This is a genomic window from Mycobacterium colombiense (genome assembly GCF_003284975.1).
Lineage (GTDB): Bacteria > Actinomycetota > Actinomycetes > Mycobacteriales > Mycobacteriaceae > Mycobacterium > Mycobacterium europaeum_A.
The window spans coordinates 36,817-52,271 of the sequence record NZ_QMEU01000029.1 but is presented as its reverse complement, the minus strand read 5'-3'; the positions used below and the strand labels follow the sequence as shown (position 1 = coordinate 52,271).

14 protein-coding genes are annotated in these 15,455 nt (G+C 65.7%); 5 read left to right on the top strand and 9 right to left on the bottom strand.

Annotation, left to right across the window (positions count from 1 at the left end; genetic code table 11):
• The 3 genes from DQP58_RS12530 to DQP58_RS12520 all read left to right on the top strand — a co-directional run.
• Positions 1-242, top strand: a 242-nt coding sequence (locus tag DQP58_RS12530; RefSeq protein WP_133259366.1) for a hypothetical protein, incomplete at its 5' end; no start/stop codon positions are given.
• 87 nt (positions 243-329) lie between these two features.
• A complete protein-coding gene (locus DQP58_RS12525) occupies positions 330-1,775 on the top strand; it encodes a lipase maturation factor family protein (protein WP_112708690.1) in 1,446 nt (481 codons plus the stop codon).
• 252 nt (positions 1,776-2,027) lie between these two features.
• Complete coding sequence (locus DQP58_RS12520) at positions 2,028-3,029, top strand: ABC transporter substrate-binding protein (RefSeq protein WP_112708689.1); 1,002 nt, start codon at positions 2,028-2,030, stop codon at positions 3,027-3,029.
• A gap of 52 nt (positions 3,030-3,081) precedes the next feature.
• On the opposite strand, the gene DQP58_RS12515 is transcribed toward DQP58_RS12520, so the two are convergent.
• The 5 genes from DQP58_RS12515 to DQP58_RS12495 form a co-directional block, all read right to left on the bottom strand.
• On the bottom strand, positions 3,082-4,242 hold the full coding sequence (locus tag DQP58_RS12515) for a metallophosphoesterase family protein (RefSeq protein WP_112708688.1): 1,161 nt from the start codon (positions 4,240-4,242) through the stop codon (positions 3,082-3,084).
• A 29-nt stretch (positions 4,243-4,271) separates the two neighbouring features.
• Positions 4,272-5,036, bottom strand: coding sequence for an ABC transporter permease (locus DQP58_RS12510; RefSeq protein WP_112708697.1), 765 nt, complete (start codon positions 5,034-5,036; stop codon positions 4,272-4,274).
• 101 nt (positions 5,037-5,137) lie between these two features.
• Complete coding sequence (locus DQP58_RS12505; RefSeq protein WP_240629778.1) at positions 5,138-5,935, bottom strand: ABC transporter ATP-binding protein; 798 nt, start codon at positions 5,933-5,935, stop codon at positions 5,138-5,140.
• A 3-nt stretch (positions 5,936-5,938) separates the two neighbouring features.
• Positions 5,939-6,934 carry an ABC transporter substrate-binding protein gene (locus DQP58_RS12500; protein ID WP_240629783.1) on the bottom strand — a complete coding sequence of 332 codons (996 nt, stop codon included), beginning with the start codon at positions 6,932-6,934 and terminating at the stop codon, positions 5,939-5,941.
• A gap of 229 nt (positions 6,935-7,163) precedes the next feature.
• Positions 7,164-9,521 carry a hypothetical protein gene (locus DQP58_RS12495; RefSeq protein WP_112708687.1) on the bottom strand — a complete coding sequence of 786 codons (2,358 nt, stop codon included), beginning with the start codon at positions 9,519-9,521 and terminating at the stop codon, positions 7,164-7,166.
• A gap of 102 nt (positions 9,522-9,623) precedes the next feature.
• Here DQP58_RS12495 and DQP58_RS12490 point away from each other — a divergent pair, with 102 nt between their 5' ends.
• Positions 9,624-10,562, top strand: a complete 939-nt coding sequence (locus DQP58_RS12490; RefSeq protein ID WP_240629782.1) for a LysR family transcriptional regulator — start codon at positions 9,624-9,626, stop codon at positions 10,560-10,562.
• Between the two features lie 61 nt (positions 10,563-10,623).
• Here DQP58_RS12490 and DQP58_RS12485 read toward each other — a convergent pair whose 3' ends face one another.
• Positions 10,624-11,778 carry an NAD-dependent formate dehydrogenase gene (locus DQP58_RS12485; protein WP_112708685.1) on the bottom strand — a complete coding sequence of 385 codons (1,155 nt, stop codon included), beginning with the start codon at positions 11,776-11,778 and terminating at the stop codon, positions 10,624-10,626.
• A 104-nt stretch (positions 11,779-11,882) separates the two neighbouring features.
• On the bottom strand, positions 11,883-12,794 hold the full coding sequence (locus DQP58_RS12480) for a LysR family transcriptional regulator (protein WP_112708694.1): 912 nt from the start codon (positions 12,792-12,794) through the stop codon (positions 11,883-11,885).
• A gap of 106 nt (positions 12,795-12,900) precedes the next feature.
• Here DQP58_RS12480 and DQP58_RS12475 point away from each other — a divergent pair, with 106 nt between their 5' ends.
• A complete protein-coding gene (locus DQP58_RS12475) occupies positions 12,901-13,113 on the top strand; it encodes a DUF2945 domain-containing protein (protein ID WP_064953710.1) in 213 nt (70 codons plus the stop codon).
• Positions 13,114-13,159: 46 nt separating this feature from the next.
• Here the strand turns inward: DQP58_RS12475 and DQP58_RS12470 are convergent, their stop codons facing one another.
• Together DQP58_RS12470 and DQP58_RS12465 are read right to left on the bottom strand one after the other, a co-directional pair.
• Positions 13,160-13,633: a DUF309 domain-containing protein gene (locus DQP58_RS12470; protein WP_112708684.1), complete on the bottom strand. Its 474-nt coding sequence runs from the start codon at positions 13,631-13,633 to the stop codon at positions 13,160-13,162.
• Positions 13,634-13,767: 134 nt separating this feature from the next.
• Positions 13,768-15,414: an acetolactate synthase large subunit gene (locus DQP58_RS12465; protein WP_112708683.1), complete on the bottom strand. Its 1,647-nt coding sequence runs from the start codon at positions 15,412-15,414 to the stop codon at positions 13,768-13,770.
• Positions 15,415-15,455: the final 41 nt, after the last annotated feature.

Sequence of the window (15,455 nt, the reverse complement as noted above, 5' to 3'; positions counted from 1 at the left end):
GGCTGCGGTACGCGCTGCAGCGGCGACGTTGGGAGCGCCTCAGTGTGGTGTGCGGAGCCGGCGGGTTGATCCTGGCCGGCGCGGCGCTGTCACGGCAACCCTGGCGCTCGGCCGACGGTTACGCCGGCCATTCCGCGGTTGTCCAGGCGCTGGCGCTGATTTCGCTTGCGGTGCTTGCCGCTTCGGTCGTGACCGCACCGCGTCGGCGGGCCGCTCGGGCCCACGGGCCGCACGACGAATAGTCAGCCCGGCTATTGGCTACCCGTTTACCGGCTGATTGACTGGATACGCGGGTTGGCGTAACCGCCACCGACCGAGGAGCTAGCGCCATGGACTGGTTTTCCGCATCCCAATATTGGGTGGGCAGACTGGTGCTCGAGCGCGGCGCCGCGGCGATCTACCTGCTCGGGTTCGTTGCGGCCGCGGTCCAGTTCCGCGCGCTCATCGGCGAGCGCGGCATCCTGCCCATTCCGCAGTTTCTGGCGCGCCAATCGTTTTGGCGCACGCCGAGCCTGTTTCATTTGCGCTATTCCGATCGGTTGTTTGCGGCCGTCGCCTGGTTCGGAGCGGCGTTGTCGGCGGCCGTCGTCGCCGGGGCCGCCGACGTGGTGCCGCTGTGGGCCGCGATGGCGATGTGGCTGACGCTGTGGGTGTTCTATCTATCGATCGTGAATGTGGGGCAGACCTGGTACTCGTTCGGCTGGGAATCGCTGTTGCTCGAAACCGGCTTTCTGATGATCTTTTTGGGCAACCACGACGTGGCACCTCCTGTCCTGACGTTGTGGATGGTTCGGCTGTTGTTGTTCCGGGTGGAATTCGGTGCGGGACTGATCAAGATGCGCGGCGACCCGTGCTGGCGCGACCTGACGTGTTTGTACTATCACCATGAGACGCAACCGATGCCGGGCCCGTTGAGCTGGTTTTTCCACCATCTGCCCAAGCCGCTGCACCGGATTGAAGTGGCGGGCAACCATTTCGCGCAGCTGATCGTGCCGTTCGGACTGTTCGCGCCGCAGCCGGTGGCCAGCGCGGCCGCCGCGATCATCGTCGTCACCCAGCTGTGGCTGGTCGCCTCGGGCAATTTCGCGTGGCTCAACTGGGTGACGATCGTGCTGGCGTTCGGCGCCATCGACGACGCGTCGGTCGCGGCGGCGCTGTCCACGAGCCTGGCCCCGGCGCATGCGGGTCCGACACCGCTGTGGTTCATCGGCCTGGTCGTCGCGGTCGCCGCGGCCGTGCTGTTCATGAGCTACTGGCCGGTGGCGAACATGCTGTCCTCGCGGCAGCGAATGAACATGTCTTTCAACTCGTTCCACTTGGTGAACACCTACGGCGCCTTCGGCAGCATCGGACGGATCCGCCGCGAGGTGGTGATCGAGGGCACCGACGACGCGGTCATCACCGCCCGCACCGTCTGGAAGGAATATGAATTCAAGGGCAAGCCGGGCGCGCTGCGCCGGCTGCCGCGACAGTGGGCCCCCTATCATCTGCGCCTGGACTGGCTGATGTGGTTCGCCGCGATCTCGCCGGGCTACGCACAGCCATGGCTGAGGCCGCTCCTGCAACGGCTGCTGGAAAACGATCGACCCACGCTGCGGTTGTTGCGGCACAACCCCTTCCCGGATGCACCGCCGAAGTTCGTGCGGGCACAGCTCTACCAGTACCGCTTCACCACGCCGGCCGAGCTGCGTCGTGATCGGGCCTGGTGGCATCGCGGCCTGATCGGCGGATACGTGCCGCCGATGAGTCTGCCGCGGGTGACCACCGCCACATGAGGCCGAGAACCGGGTGTCCCGGCGCGGTTCCGTTCATCGCAATTCAAACCCTGGTCAGCCCAACCGATCCGCAATAGCCTCGCCTGGCACTGCGCCGCAGTTCTTGCCGGCGCGAATCGCACGTGTCGAACCGCTACGAGGATTACGCAACCTGTGAGTCTGTCCAGCACTTCGCTTTTGGCCCGCACCGGGCGACCTTCGGTACCGCACCGAACCGCTCGGCCAACCCCGTGTCCGAGTCGGCGGAGTCCGATGTCGGCACGGCGCTATGCCGCGGTCCTGCTGGCCGGCCTCGCGCTGCTGCTGCCGGCGTGCGTCTCCCGCCAACACGCCGCCGGTCCCGGCCAGGTGCCGACGCAAGTCCCGCTGTCACAGCTGGCCGACCTCACGCTGAAGGTCGGCGATCAAAAGAGCGTGGCCACCGAAGCCATGCTGCGCGCCGCGGGCCAACTGCAGGGCCTGGTGTACCGGATCGACTTTTCGACCTTCAGCTCAGGGCCTCCGATGGTCGAGGCCGCCGCCGCGGGCAAGATCGATTTCGCCATCACCGGTGACACCCCACCGATCTTCGGCGCGGTCGCCAACGCCCGCATCAAGGTGGTGTCCGCATATGACGGTGGCGGTCCCGGCGACCAGATCCTGGTCCACACCGATTCGGCCATCCAGTCGGTCCCCGACCTGCGCGGCAAGACGATCGCGCTCGCCAAGGGCAGTTCAGCGCACGCCAATGTGCTCGACCAGCTCGACAAGGCCGGTCTCAAACCGGCCGATGTCCACCTCGTGTTCCTGCAGCCCGCCGACGCCCTGTCCGGATTTCGTAACGGTCAGGTCGACGCCTGGGCGGTGTGGGATCCCTACACCGCCCAGGCCGAACAGCAGCTCCCGGTGCGCGGGCTGGTCACCCGCAAGCACAAGTACTCGTTCGGCATCGCCTCCGACAAAGCACTGGCCGACGCGAAGACCAACACGGCCCTCGGGGATTTACTGACGCGATACGCCAGGGCAGCGGTCTGGGCGCGCGAGCACCCCCAGGAGTGGGCTGCCGAGTATGCCAAGTCCGCCGGCATCGACCCCGCCGTCGCCGCCGTCGCGCAGGGACGCACGCTGCGGCAGCCCATCCCGCTGGACGACACCGTGGTGGACGCCGAGCAACGCCTCACCGATCTGTTCGCGGCCGCGGGCCAGATCCAGTCCGCGCCGCATTTCGGCGACTGGGTGGATCGTCGTTTAAACGCCACCGCGGCGACGCCGTAGCGCGCTTCTTGCTGTGCTGCAACGCAATGTCGGCGAGCATCCATTTCCGCCCCTACATGTGTCCGAGCGTTGGTAACGATGCGCCTGGCCGCGCAGGCGAATAGTCGGCCGGCGCGGTGAATGTCTTATTGAGTGTGATGGTCCTTTCGGCCTTGCGGTACCAGCCTTGGCGTGCGTATTGGCTGGTGTGCAAGTAGCACTGCACGCGCACATCGGCGCTGCCGGGCGTGAAGGTGAGCAGCCTGCTGATCGGAAGCGTGGTGATCGGCATATGGTGGCGACTCAGTGACGCGACGTTGAGAAACCAGGTACCCCAACGCTGTTCGATATTAGTTTTGCCGCCGTAGCTGTCGTCCGGATGGGTGTGAGTATGCCCGGCGATCCACAAGTGAACCCGGCCGGGGTGCTCGATGAGGAAATTCTCGAAGGCGCCGGAATCAGGTTGGCTGTCAACCCAATACAAGTATGACGCACCTTGTGGGGTACCGAGTTCGAACGGGCGGTGGTAATGCTCGAGCAACTGGCCGTCCGGCCCTTTGCGAACGCCTTCCCACTCGCCGGAGGCCACGGTGGTGTCCTTCAAAACGTAGTGGTGGACAACGACGATGATCGAGTCGGGGTTGGCCAGAACCATGTTCTTCCACCAGCGAAAGGTCTCGCCGCTGACGACGCCGCCTGGGTTGCCGCCGAGCGTTCCGCGCCCCACCGTCTGAGTGGGTTCGTTGCGGTCACTGAGCATGAGGAACAAGATGTTCCCGACCCGGAAGGAATAGTGCTGCCAAGCGCCCTCGACCGGGTAGGGCCGTGCGTTCGCGTCGACCCCCGAGGACTCGGTGTGCTCCCCAAGCGGATCAACCCACTTCTGCCACCACCACGCCTCGGGCTCGTGCAGGCCGCTGCGGTCGTGATTGCCGCAGACACTGTAAATGTCCTCGCGTCGGTGGCGACGCAGGCTGGCGAACTGGCGGCGAAGTTCCCTACCCTCGGCGTCGTCTGGAAGATGGTGATGCGCTCCGGACATATCGCCGACGTCGATCGCGATATCCCACTCGAAGGGAGGCCCACCCTCCGGTCCGCCGGACTCCGATTGTGTAATCGCCTCAGCGAGGCTCTCCCTGCCGAATCTCTTGTCTGTCCCGACGTGCGCGTCACCGAATGCCCAGAGGCGAAATGAGCCGCTCGGCGGGCGATCAGCTTGGTGACGGTCCGGCATGAGGCTCCTTGTCTGAGTGGATGGTCGAGTCATTCCGAATCGGTTCCGATCAGCCCCCAATACCGACGGATGCGCTGATCGGCAGCATTGAAGACAGCGTCGATGGCGATGCCGATCAGAAGGATCACGATCATGATGGCGATCGCAGAGGGCATATCGCTGAGGTTCTGCGCGTTTTCCAGCAGCACCCCGATCGACGCCGCGCCGCTGATAAGGACCACCAATTCGCCGGCCATCAAGCTACGCCACGCGAACGCCCACCCCTGGCGCAATCCACCGACGAACGTCGGTAGCGACGCGGGAAGGATCACATGCCGGTAGAGCCCAAATCCGTGCAATCCCAGGTTTTTTGCCACCCGCAACTGCAGCGGTGGGATTTGGCCGGCTCCTGCGAGCACACCCGTGGCCACCGACGGCGCGGCGCCGATGACGACGACGAACAGGATCGCAGACGTGTGCAGCCCGAAGAAGATGATGGCGAAGGGAAACCACGCAATGGCCGGCATGGTCTGCAGACCGGTGATAACCGGACCAAAGGCCGTGCGCAGCAGTCGGTTCTGCGCGATCACCGCGCCGACGACCGACCCAATGACCAGGGCCAGCGCGAAACCGGACAGCGCTCGGCACAGCGTGATGCCGATAGCATCCCAAAGCACCGCCTCGTGCAGGCGCTGCCAGAGGTTGGATGCGACGGTTGCAGGGCCGGGCAGCACAAATGACGGCTTCCAGTCGCTGAGGTACACCAGCTGCCAGATCAGCAGAACCATCGCAACGGCAAGGGCTTTCGCCCGCATGGCGGCGAACACCCGCCTGGCGCCAACTCGGCCCGGACCCGGTGCTGGGGCCGCTAGGGCACGGCGGTGAGTCTGGTTGGAGGTACTACTGTCAAGCACCACTACGACTTCCCTCCTTTCCGTAGCTGGGTGGAGATGTGGTCGGCCAATTCGGCAACGGCCGGGTTGTCGGCCCCGTGGCGGCGTCCCGGCGGGACCGCGAACTCTTCGACGATGCGACCGGGCCGCGGGCTGAGCAAAACGACACGGTCGGCGAGTCGCACTGCTTCGCGGACGTTGTGCGTAACAAACACGACGGTCAGCCGCCGCTCGCCGACGATGCGCTCGAGCTCTTCATGCAGGCGATCACGGGTCAGCGCATCCAGCGCCCCGAACGGCTCGTCCATCAGCAAGACGTCGGCGTCTTGGGCGAGCGCACGCGCCAGTGCCACGCGCTGCTGCATGCCGCCGGACAGCTGATGGGGTCGCTTATCGGCGAAGTCAGCCAAGCCGACCGTCTGCAGCAATTGAGTGGCCCGCCGGCGGCGTTCCGATCGTGGCACCGAGCGCGCCCGCAGCGCCAACTCGACATTGCCGGCCGCCGTCAGCCATGGGAACAGTGCAGATTCCTGGAACATCAGCGCCACCCGTTGCCGACCGGTGCTGAGTTCACCGGCGGACGGTTGGTCGATCCCTGCGATCAGCGACAGCAGTGAGCTCTTTCCGCATCCGGAAGCCCCTACGACGCAGACGAATTCGCCGGCGGCCACAGTCAGCGTAATTCGATCGAGTGCCATGACAGCCGACCGGCCCCGGCCGTACTGCTTGGTCACATCCGTGAGGCGCACCGCCCGTGACGTTTGTGGGCCGGCCTCGGGCCGCTGCCCGGTGAGGTCATCCGACGGAACGTAGTGGATCACGGGTCACCTGCGGCTTGCCGGCTCGGCGAGCACTTTGTTGAGCGGCCCCGGCTCGTACAGGCCGCTGATATCGAGCGGCTGCAGCAGCCCGATGGCCACCGCCTTGGCGACTTGGTCGCGCAGTGATGCGATCCCGGGATCGTTGGTGTAGGTGGTCTCCTGAAACGAGGCCGCGAGCACGTCGGGTTCAAGGCCCTTGCCAAGGTCTTTCGCCAGGGCGGCGTTGGCCGATTGCGCGGCGCCGTCGCGATCACTGGCGATACGTTCGGTCGCCTCGGCCTGGGCGCGCAGCAGTCCGGCGACCGCGTCCGGGTGGGCCGCGAGGAACTCCTGGCGGACCACCAGGACGGTGATGGTGTTGGGGTCCGACCACAGTCGCACTCCACCGGCCTTGATCATCTGCACATCAAACGGCGCGGAGTCGATCGCGCCCGCGATTTGGTTGGTAAGGAATTGTTGCACGATGGCCGATTCCGGACTGGTCGGTTTCACCGAAACATCGCCCCCGCCTTGGATATCGGTCTTCAAACCGTTGTGGGCAAGCCAGTCACGGAGACTGACGTCCTGAGTCCCGCCGAGCGCGGGATCCGCCACGGTCTTTCCTTTGAGGTCTGCGGCAGCCTTGATCTCGGGTTTGACGACCATCGAGGTACCTCCGCTGGCCGCACCGGAGATGATCTTGATCGCTTTACCTTCCGACTTCTGCCAGGCGTTGAAGGCCGGGTTGGGACCGACGTAGGCGGCGTCGAGTTGACCCGACAGCAGCGCGGTCACTTCCTCGGTGCCTCGACTGAATGGTTTTGCAGTGAAGTCGACGCGGGGTCCCAATTGCTTGGTGAAAAAGCCGTCGCTGAGACCCACCAGTGCCGAGGCGTGCGTGATTCGCGGCAGATAGCCCAGCCGCAGCGAGACGGCGGAGGAGGCCGGCGACGCGCCCTGGCTTGAGCACCCGGACAGCAGGGCGACGCCGGCTAACGCGGCGATCAGCGCTATGAGCATCCTGTTGGATGGGTGCAGTGACATGGCTTCCTCGAATCGGGGAGATGAGAACCTGGCGGATTTGGCCTGTGTGAACCACACGAGTCAACGCCGTACCGCTGGACGTGGTGAGGGTTGACGGCGCGGCGGTGCGCGCGGGGTCAGACGGCTGTGGAAGCCGGACAAGCGGCGCAGGTAATGCGTCGCAGGTCCACGTGTAGGCGGCGGGTAAGACCGGGTCGAAGTCGCTTCACTGCGACGGACCTATGGTTCGGGCTACGAACAGCGGGCTCGTCCATACCTGATGGCCATCGAATTGCCTGCCGCGCACGTATATTGCGCTGTCGCCCACGGGCAGCTGCAGATTGAGTTCGCCCGCGACGGTGGTCGGCAGCGCCTTCGGGTCGGCGATGCGCTCGAGTCGGATCCGCAGATTGAGACCGCCGACGGCAATGTCACGATGTCCGTCGGCGATGAGCTCCGCCCCGGACAGGACTGCCCGGTTCCGCAGGTTGTCTTCCTGCACCGTCGCATCGAGTTCGAATCGCGCGCGGCTAAGGTCGGCCAGCCGTACCACGATGCCGATGTCGGATCCATAAGTCTTGGTCTCCCAAGCGACGGCTGATGCGTCGACATCGATGGTCTGCTCGGGATGCGTAATCGCCCAGGGGATTACCTCTTCAACAGCAGTGCCATCGATACGCAACCGGCCTGACCAGGTGGCCCAGCGGTAGCGGTCGCGGTGCCGAGCCCCGCCCCAGCTGATGCGGACCAGGTTGCTTGAAAGTCCCGTCTCGGCGTGCAGGTCTCGACGCCAGAGCAGACCGGCGCTGTCGTAGACCGCGACGTCATCCCACCCCGTCGTGCCATACAAGGCGTAGTCGGCGCTGAGCGAGCCGGCGTCGGTCGTGAACTCGTCACCCATCCAATTCTCGCCGCTGCACAGCAGCGCAACCGCACGCGCTCCAGTGGTGGCCCAGGTGCGCCGAGCGCGCAGCGATCGACCGACGTCTGCAGCGGAAAGGGTCGGCGCGACAACGCCGGTGAGCCCACCGAAGCCGCCGAAGATGTTGGCTCCAGGTGCGCCGGCACCCGGCCGGCCGCGATGTTCATCACTGGCGGCGCTCGCACCCAGCCGCAATCCGCGCGCCAGGGCGTCTTCAAAGAACCACGGGCTACTCCCCCACGCGGAGTGCACCTCGATCAGCCGCTCCAGCTCGGGATGATGCCAGTCCAAGATCGCTCGTCGACCGCCCACGTGCGGAATCAAGAGGTAGGACTCTGGATCCTTCTCGTAGGCGGCATATAACTGGGTGACCGGCCAGGTCTGCGGCGTGGGAGCGGTGGTTGCAATGCGCTGATGCCATTCCAGCGAGCGGGCCAACGTGGTGTCCTCGCCGAGAAAGACAACGTTGTGATCACCGCCGGCTCCGGCGGTGCCGCACCACTCCACTCCCGGAAAGCACACAAAGGTGCCATCATTGGTGATCTGCCTGCAGGCCCTGACGACGTCATCCCACGTATCGTCGGTGATCTGAAAGTCATTGGCGGTGTAGCCAAGTACATCGAGAGCGGCGATATCGCGCGCGTACCGCAGGTTCCAGTCGGTGCCCTGAGTGCCGACCGTGTCATTGGAATGAACGTGCAGATCGCAGAAGTAGGCACGCGGCGACGGGAAGTCGTCCACGACGTCGATCACTGTCTCACCGCCCCCAAACACCGCGGTGCTCGTCTCGGCGGTAACGTCGATGCGGGCAGAGACCGGCGGCATCTGGAGCGTCGTCCTGGCCCACCCCGTCTGGGGCGTACGGGCGCTGTCCACCACGATGCCGTCGATGCGCGCGTGCATCGTCGCGGCGATATCGGAACACGTGTTGCCCCAGTGGTCTTGCAGGTGGGCGCGCAGGTGCACTGCCGATGCATCGCTGCGTACGATGCGAGGACCGTGTACGACGACCCGCTCGGGCCCGCCTGGGACGACGGCAATTCGATGGACGTCAGCGTGTGCCATGCGCGAGGTGCCCAGCGGGTCGACGAACAGGTGGACCTCGAACTCGTCTTCGACGAAAGTCTGGACACGCGTGCCGGGCCCACCGAAACGGCGGTCGCCGCACCGGATCTCGATGACATCTCCGGGCCGCAGGTAGCCGTCCACGACGTGAATGAGCAGCGATTTCTGAAATGGCCGCTCCCCGCCTTTGACGTCGTATTTCGTGACCAGCTGCTGCACCGTCGCGGCGCCGGCCTCCGATGCACCGCCGATCAGCGATCGACTCACCAGGCGGGCGGACGCGAAGTCGCGGGCATGCGGCGACGTTGTTTGCAGATCCCAGTCGGAGTAGTAGCGGAAGCAGAGCTTCAGCCAACCGCTGTCTGCAATGCCGGATCCTCCAACGGTGTAGTGGAACACCAACTCCTCGAGCGAACCGGCGACGACCCGGTCATGCGAACAACGCAACTCCCCCAGAAACGCAAGGCGGTCAAACTGTTTGGTGACTTCGTCGCGCACCGCCGCCACTGAGCAGTCATTGCCGGCCAGCCCCGCCTGCGGACGCACCACGATGCCGGCGGTCGCCGGGGCAGCCGGTGACGACGGATCCGCGGACATGTACTTGATCCTGACGGCAAGGCATCGACGAGTCCAGTGAATAGATATGATGCGATTAGTCACGAAAGATGAAGAATTGTGAACCTGCAGCAATTGCGCTACGTGGTGGCGTTGGCCGAGGCGAATAGTTTCACCAAGGCGGCCGACGCCATGTTCGTCGTACCATCAGCCCTGAGCCAGCAAGTCGGTCGGTTCGAAAGTGAAATCGGGTTGCGTTTGTTCGAACGGACGACCCGGTCGGTCTCGTTGACCCCGGCGGGCGAAGCGCTGATGCCGCTGGTGCGCCAGGTGGTTGCCGGCATCGACCAGATCGCCGTTGACGCGCAAGCTCTCGGCGGCACGGTTGTCGGTCGACTCACCGTGGGGATGATGGAGGTCCCATCGGAAAGCCTCGATGTAGCCACCCTGATGGCGACGTTTCACTCGCACTATCCCGACGTGAGTGTGACGCTGCGTAGCGGTGGCAGCGACGTGCTGATCGAGGCGGTCCGCGACCGGAAATTGGACGCGGCAATCGTGGGCTCCAACGTATCCAGCACCGGGGGTATCTTGACGTTCACCCATTTGTTCAGCGAGCCGCTCATCGCGGTCATGCCCGCCGATCATCCACTCACAAGAAAATCATCGGTATCGCTAACTGCGCTGGCCGCGCTACCGTTCATCGACTTTCCCCCGGGCTACGGTCTTCGACACGAGACCGACCGTGGCTTCGCCAACGTAACTCGGCGCGTGGCTTTCGAGGTGACGCGCGTCGATGAGGTCACCCACTTCGTGCGCAAAAACCTGGGCGTCGCGTTGCTGCCAGAATCCGTTGCGCGCACCCGCGCCAACGCCGATCCGAGGCTGGCATTGCGACCGGTCGCCGGTGCTGACCTGCACCGCCGGGTAAACCTCGTAGCACCCCACCCCGAAAAGCGCTCCGCCGCATGCCAGGCCTTCGTCGGCTGCGTCGCCGAACACATCGAACAGACCGTGCCATCTCGTGACGTGTCGTCGAAAGGGGCTGCCGGAGCCGCGAAGCCGGCACGCCGGTCAAGCTGACTAGGGTCGGAAGTACCCCTATCGAATTACTTGACGACGAGATTCGGCTCATGCCAGTGGACTACTTCTGGTAGGACAACGCCCCGGTGCCCGCGAGCTTGCCGCCTTCGACGATCAGGTACTCGGGGCGGATCGGCGTGCCGGCGAACCAGCTTTCCAGGATTTCCCTGGTGCCGGCCGCGTAGCGTGCCTGCGCGGACAACGTGGTGCCCGAAACATGCGGCGTCATGGCGTTATTCGGCATCGTCCGCCAGGGGTGGTCGGGCGGCGGCGGCTGCGGATACCACACGTCCCCGGCGTAGCCGGCCAGCTGACCGGACCGCAGCGCATCCGCGATGGCCCCTGGGACGGTCTCCTCGGCGCGGGCCGTGTTCACGATGTAGGAGCCCCGCCGCATCGTCGAAATCAGCTTCTCGTCGAACATCCTGCGGGTGTCGTCGTAGAGCGGCGAGTGGATGGAAACCACGTCGACTGCCCGCACCAGCGATTCGACCGTGGGGTGAAACGTCACGTTGAGTTGTTTCTCGGCTTCCGGTGCCAGCCGGCGGGTGTCGGTGTAGTGCAGGTTGACGTCGAACGGCGCCAGCCGGCGCAGCACGGCACGCCCGATCCGGCCGGCCGCGATCAGCCCGACGTCCATCCCTTCCAGGTCGTAGGCGCGTGCGGCGCAATCGGCGATGTTCCAGCCGCCTTCGGCCGCCCACCGGTGTGACGGCACGAAATTGCGCACCAGCGCCAGGATTTGCATCACCGTGTGCTCGGCGACGCTGATGCTGTTGCTGTATGTCACCTCGGCCACGGTGATCCCGCGCGCTTGCGCCGAGTCCAGATCCACGTGGTCCGAGCCGATGCCGGCGGTCAGCGCCAGCTTGAGCCTGGGCGCTCGGGCGATGCGTTCGGCGGTCAGATAGGCCGGCCAAAACGGCTGGGAGATCACGATTTCCGCGTCGGCCAGCTCGCGCTCGAATTCCGAACCGGGGCCGTCCTTGTCCGAGGTCACCACCAATTCGTGCCCGGCGTCTTGGAAGAACTTGCGCAGCCCCAAAGCTCCCGACACACAGCCGAGCAGCTCGCCGGGAGTGAAGTCGATCGTCGACGGTGTCGGCACGGTGCTGCCGTCGGGATAATCCTGGATCGCCGGGACGCTGTCGCGCGCGTAGCGCGGCGGGTACCCGTCGACGGGGTCGGGGTAGAGCACCATCACACACTTGGCCATCGAGTTCTCCTTCAGCCGGTAGTCAGGCCCAGTCTCTGAGGGCGGCCGCGCGGTTGTCCAAGACGCGATTCCGACTGGCTGATAGGCGGCGCCGATCAGCGCCGCTAGGACAGCTCGCTCAGCGTCGCACCGATGCGCGCCTCGCGCGCGGTGCGGCGCAGCGCGCGGGTCAGCAACGAACCCGGCTCGGCCCGGTTGGTGACCAGCGCTATCAACGCGGTGACCGACGGGCGCCGCAACCCCAGCACGCTGACCCCGGCCGGCACGCCCAGCGTGTGAATCCACGGTTGCGGCACGATGCTCGCCCACCGGCCGGTGCGGACGTGCGCGAACAGCGCCGCCACTGAATCGGTTTCCAGCTGCGGGGTCACCTGCAGGCCATGGGTGGCCAGCGCGTCGTCGATGAGCCGGCGTCCCCGCATGCCCTGCGTCAGCAGGCACAGCGGCAACTGCACGGCGTCCGACCACGCCACGGTGTTCGCTTCGCCGCCAAGGAGTTCGGCGGCGGCGATGAGCACCGGCTGCTCGTGGTACAGCGGGGTGACCAGGAGGTCGGCCGTGTCCTGTTGGTCCGGATACAGGATGCCCGCGTCCAGTTCGAACCTGCGGACCCGTTCCACGATGCCGGCCGAGCGCAGGTTGACCTCGAGCTGAACCCGCACCAACGGATGCGCCGCGCAGAACGGATCCGTCAGCAGTGCAACGGTAGTCGACGCGGCCGGCACCACCCCGAGCCGCAATTCACCGGTCAGGCCGGCCCGCAGCGCGGTGACTTCCCGCTTGAGCGCGTCGCGGTCGGCCAGGATGCGCCGCGCCCACGGCACCAGCCGCTCGCCCTCGGGGGTGAGACCCTCGAACTTCTGGCCGCGCCGCACCAGCGGGACGTTGAGTTCGGATTCGAGCTTTCGGATGGCTTCCGACAGCGCGGGCTGCGACACGTAACAGGCGCTCGCGGCGCGCGCGAAGTGGCGCTCCTGAGCGAGCGCGACGAAGTACTCCAGCTGACGGAACAGCATGTGCCATTCGATCATGTCGCCGGCCCCGACCGGGTACCCGTCCTGGTGGCCGCGGAGAGGCAGCCCATGGTTGGTCACACCAAGCAGGATGCGAAGGAGACGCACAGTGACGAAGCAATTCAAGGTCGGAGATCACGTCAGATGGAACTCAGAAGCCGGCCAGGTCAGCGGCGCCATCGTGAAAAAGCACACCCGCGACACCGAGTACAAAGGCCACAAACGGCATTGCACCAAGGACGACCCGCAATACGAGATCAGAAGCGACAAAACCGACCACATCGCGATGCACAAAGGCGACGCCTTAGAGAAGATCGACTAGAACGGGCACGACACCACCATGCGCGACCGACGCCGGCAAGGACACATCAGACCACGAGACGGGGCAGTAGCCGCGACGCGGTGACATGAACGCCGGCGGCAAGATCGTCGATCAGCGAGTTGACGTACTCCACCAACCCGGCGACGTCGACACCGTGCGGCGCGGGTAAGTCCGCGCGGGCAAGATGGTCGGAGGCGCGGCGAAGCAACGTGGTTGCGCCCTTGGGGTTGCCCCGCTGGATGTGGGTGATCCCCACCGCGAGCTGCGTCAGGCCTTGCCACAGCGCCTGCTCGTTGACTGGACCGTTCTTCCACGCGGACTCCAAAACCTCATGAGCGTTGAAAGCGAGACCTCGATTCAGCAGATCCTGGGCATACGCGAGGGTTTCGGCCGGTTCCAACACCAGGTCATCAGGAACGCGTGGCACGCCCGCGCTGCCGGGCGAAAGTGGTCGGCCCAGAGCGTCGCGCGGTCGGGCATTTCGCGGCCGACCCGATTCGTCGCGATCACGCTCCGCCATCTATCCATCATCACCCGTCCCGCCGTCCCGAGCACAACCTCGACGAATACCGCACTGTGGCGCCCTCATTCACTCACCGGCACGACACCCGGTCGCAGGTCTCTACGACTGTGGGCCCGCGGTGAGCCGGGCCGTTACAGCGTTTCGTCCAGCTCCCCGAGGCGGTCGGTCAGTCGTAGATTCTCGGAGTAGTCGACCGGGCAACTGATCAGCGACACACCGTCGTCGTCGAGCGCGGTCCGCAGCGTGGGCAGCAGTTCGTCGGCATGAGAGATCCGGTATCCCTTGGCGCCGAAGCTTTCCGCGTACTTGACCACGTCGGGGTTGTTGAACTTCACGTAGTAGTGCGCTCCGAGTTCGAGGTCCATCTTCCATTCGATGAGGCCGTAACCGCCGTCCTCCCAGATCAGCACCACCAGCGGGATGCGCTCGCGCACGGCGGTCTCAATTTCTTGGGAGTTCATCAGGAACGCGCCGTCGCCGACGACCGCCAGCACCTTGGCCTCCGGCTGGGCCAGCTTGACGCCCAGCGCCCCCGGGAGGGCGAAACTCATGGTCGACAAGCCGTTTGAGATCAGGCAGGTGTTGCGCTCGAAGGTCGGGTAGAGCCGGGCCATCCACATCTTGGTGGCGCCGGTGTCGACCAGCACGATGTCGCTGCGGCCCAGCGCCGCGCGGGTGTCGGCTACCACCCGGGCGGGCGCCAGCGGGTAGCGCGAATCCTGTTGTCCCCGTTCGAATTCGTCGGCCAGCAGGCCCGAGCCGGGCACATCGGCGGCGTGATCGAAGGTGTGACCGGACAGCGCGTCGGTCAAGGCGTTCAGCGAGTCGCTGATGTCGCCGACGATTCCCACGTCGACGGAGTAGTGCGCGTCCACCTCGGCCGGGAAGCGGTGGATGTGGATGATTTTCTTGTCGGCCTGCGGATTGATCCGGACCGGGTCGAATTCCTGCAACTCGTAACCGACGGCGATGACGGCGTCAGCGTTGTCGAAGCCGAAGTTGACGTAGTCGTGCCGCATGAAGCCCAGCGTCCCGATGCTGTTCGGGTGATCGTCGGGCATGACGCCCTTGCCGTGGAACGTGTTGGCCACCTGGATGCCGAATTCCTCGGAGAAGCGCACCAGGGCCTTGGTGGCGTCGGCGCGCGCGGCGCCGTGCCCGGCCAGCACCACCGGGCGCTTGGCGTTGCGCAGCACGTCGACGGCGCGGGCCACCTGGCGGGGCGCCGGGGCGTCGGCGCGGACGACGTTGCGGGGCAACGGTTGCAGGTCGTAGTCGGTGTCGTCGGCATCGATGTGCTCGGGGACGGCCAGGTAGACCGCGGCCGGGCGCTCGGCCTCGGAGACTTTGAACGCCTTGCGGACCATCTCGGGGATGGCGCGCGCCGTCGGGACGCCGGCCGACCACCGCGTGATGGGGGCGAACATCGAGACCAGGTCGACGTACTGGTGTGACTCCTTGAACTCCCGGTCGTGGCCCACCTGCGCGGAGATGGCGACCAGTGGGGTGCTGTTGGTGGTGGCGTCGGCCACCCCGAGCTGCATGTTGATCGCGCCGGGTCCCAACGTGGCCGACACCACCGCGGCGCGCCCGGTGACCCTGCCGTACATCTCGGCCATGAACGAGGCGGCCTGCTCGTGCCGGGTCAGCACGTAGCGGATGCTCGAGGAGGCCAGCGCCTGCACCAACCGGATGTTCTCCTCACCCGGCACCCCGAACACGACGGAAACACCCTCGTTTTCCAGGCACTTGACGATCAGCTCAGCGGCTTTGGTCATCCGACACCTCCCTTAGGGGAACGATAGTGGCAGGCTGGGTG

Excerpts from the sequence above, each read along its gene's own strand:
- DQP58_RS12525 (WP_112708690.1), top strand. The coding sequence starts at position 330 with ATGGACTGGTTTTCCGCATCCCAATATTGGGTGGGCAGACTGGTGCTC.
- DQP58_RS12520 (WP_112708689.1), top strand. The coding sequence starts at position 2,028 with ATGTCGGCACGGCGCTATGCCGCGGTCCTGCTGGCCGGCCTCGCGCTG.
- DQP58_RS12515 (WP_112708688.1), bottom strand. The coding sequence starts at position 4,242 with ATGCCGGACCGTCACCAAGCTGATCGCCCGCCGAGCGGCTCATTTCGC.
- DQP58_RS12510 (WP_112708697.1), bottom strand. The coding sequence starts at position 5,036 with ATGCGGGCGAAAGCCCTTGCCGTTGCGATGGTTCTGCTGATCTGGCAG.
- DQP58_RS12500 (WP_240629783.1), bottom strand. The coding sequence starts at position 6,934 with ATGCTCATAGCGCTGATCGCCGCGTTAGCCGGCGTCGCCCTGCTGTCC.
- DQP58_RS12495 (WP_112708687.1), bottom strand. The coding sequence starts at position 9,521 with ATGTCCGCGGATCCGTCGTCACCGGCTGCCCCGGCGACCGCCGGCATC.
- DQP58_RS12485 (WP_112708685.1), bottom strand. The coding sequence starts at position 11,778 with ATGGCCAAGTGTGTGATGGTGCTCTACCCCGACCCCGTCGACGGGTAC.
- DQP58_RS12480 (WP_112708694.1), bottom strand. The coding sequence starts at position 12,794 with ATGCTGTTCCGTCAGCTGGAGTACTTCGTCGCGCTCGCTCAGGAGCGC.
- DQP58_RS12470 (WP_112708684.1), bottom strand. The coding sequence starts at position 13,633 with ATGGCGGAGCGTGATCGCGACGAATCGGGTCGGCCGCGAAATGCCCGA.
- DQP58_RS12465 (WP_112708683.1), bottom strand. The coding sequence starts at position 15,414 with ATGACCAAAGCCGCTGAGCTGATCGTCAAGTGCCTGGAAAACGAGGGT.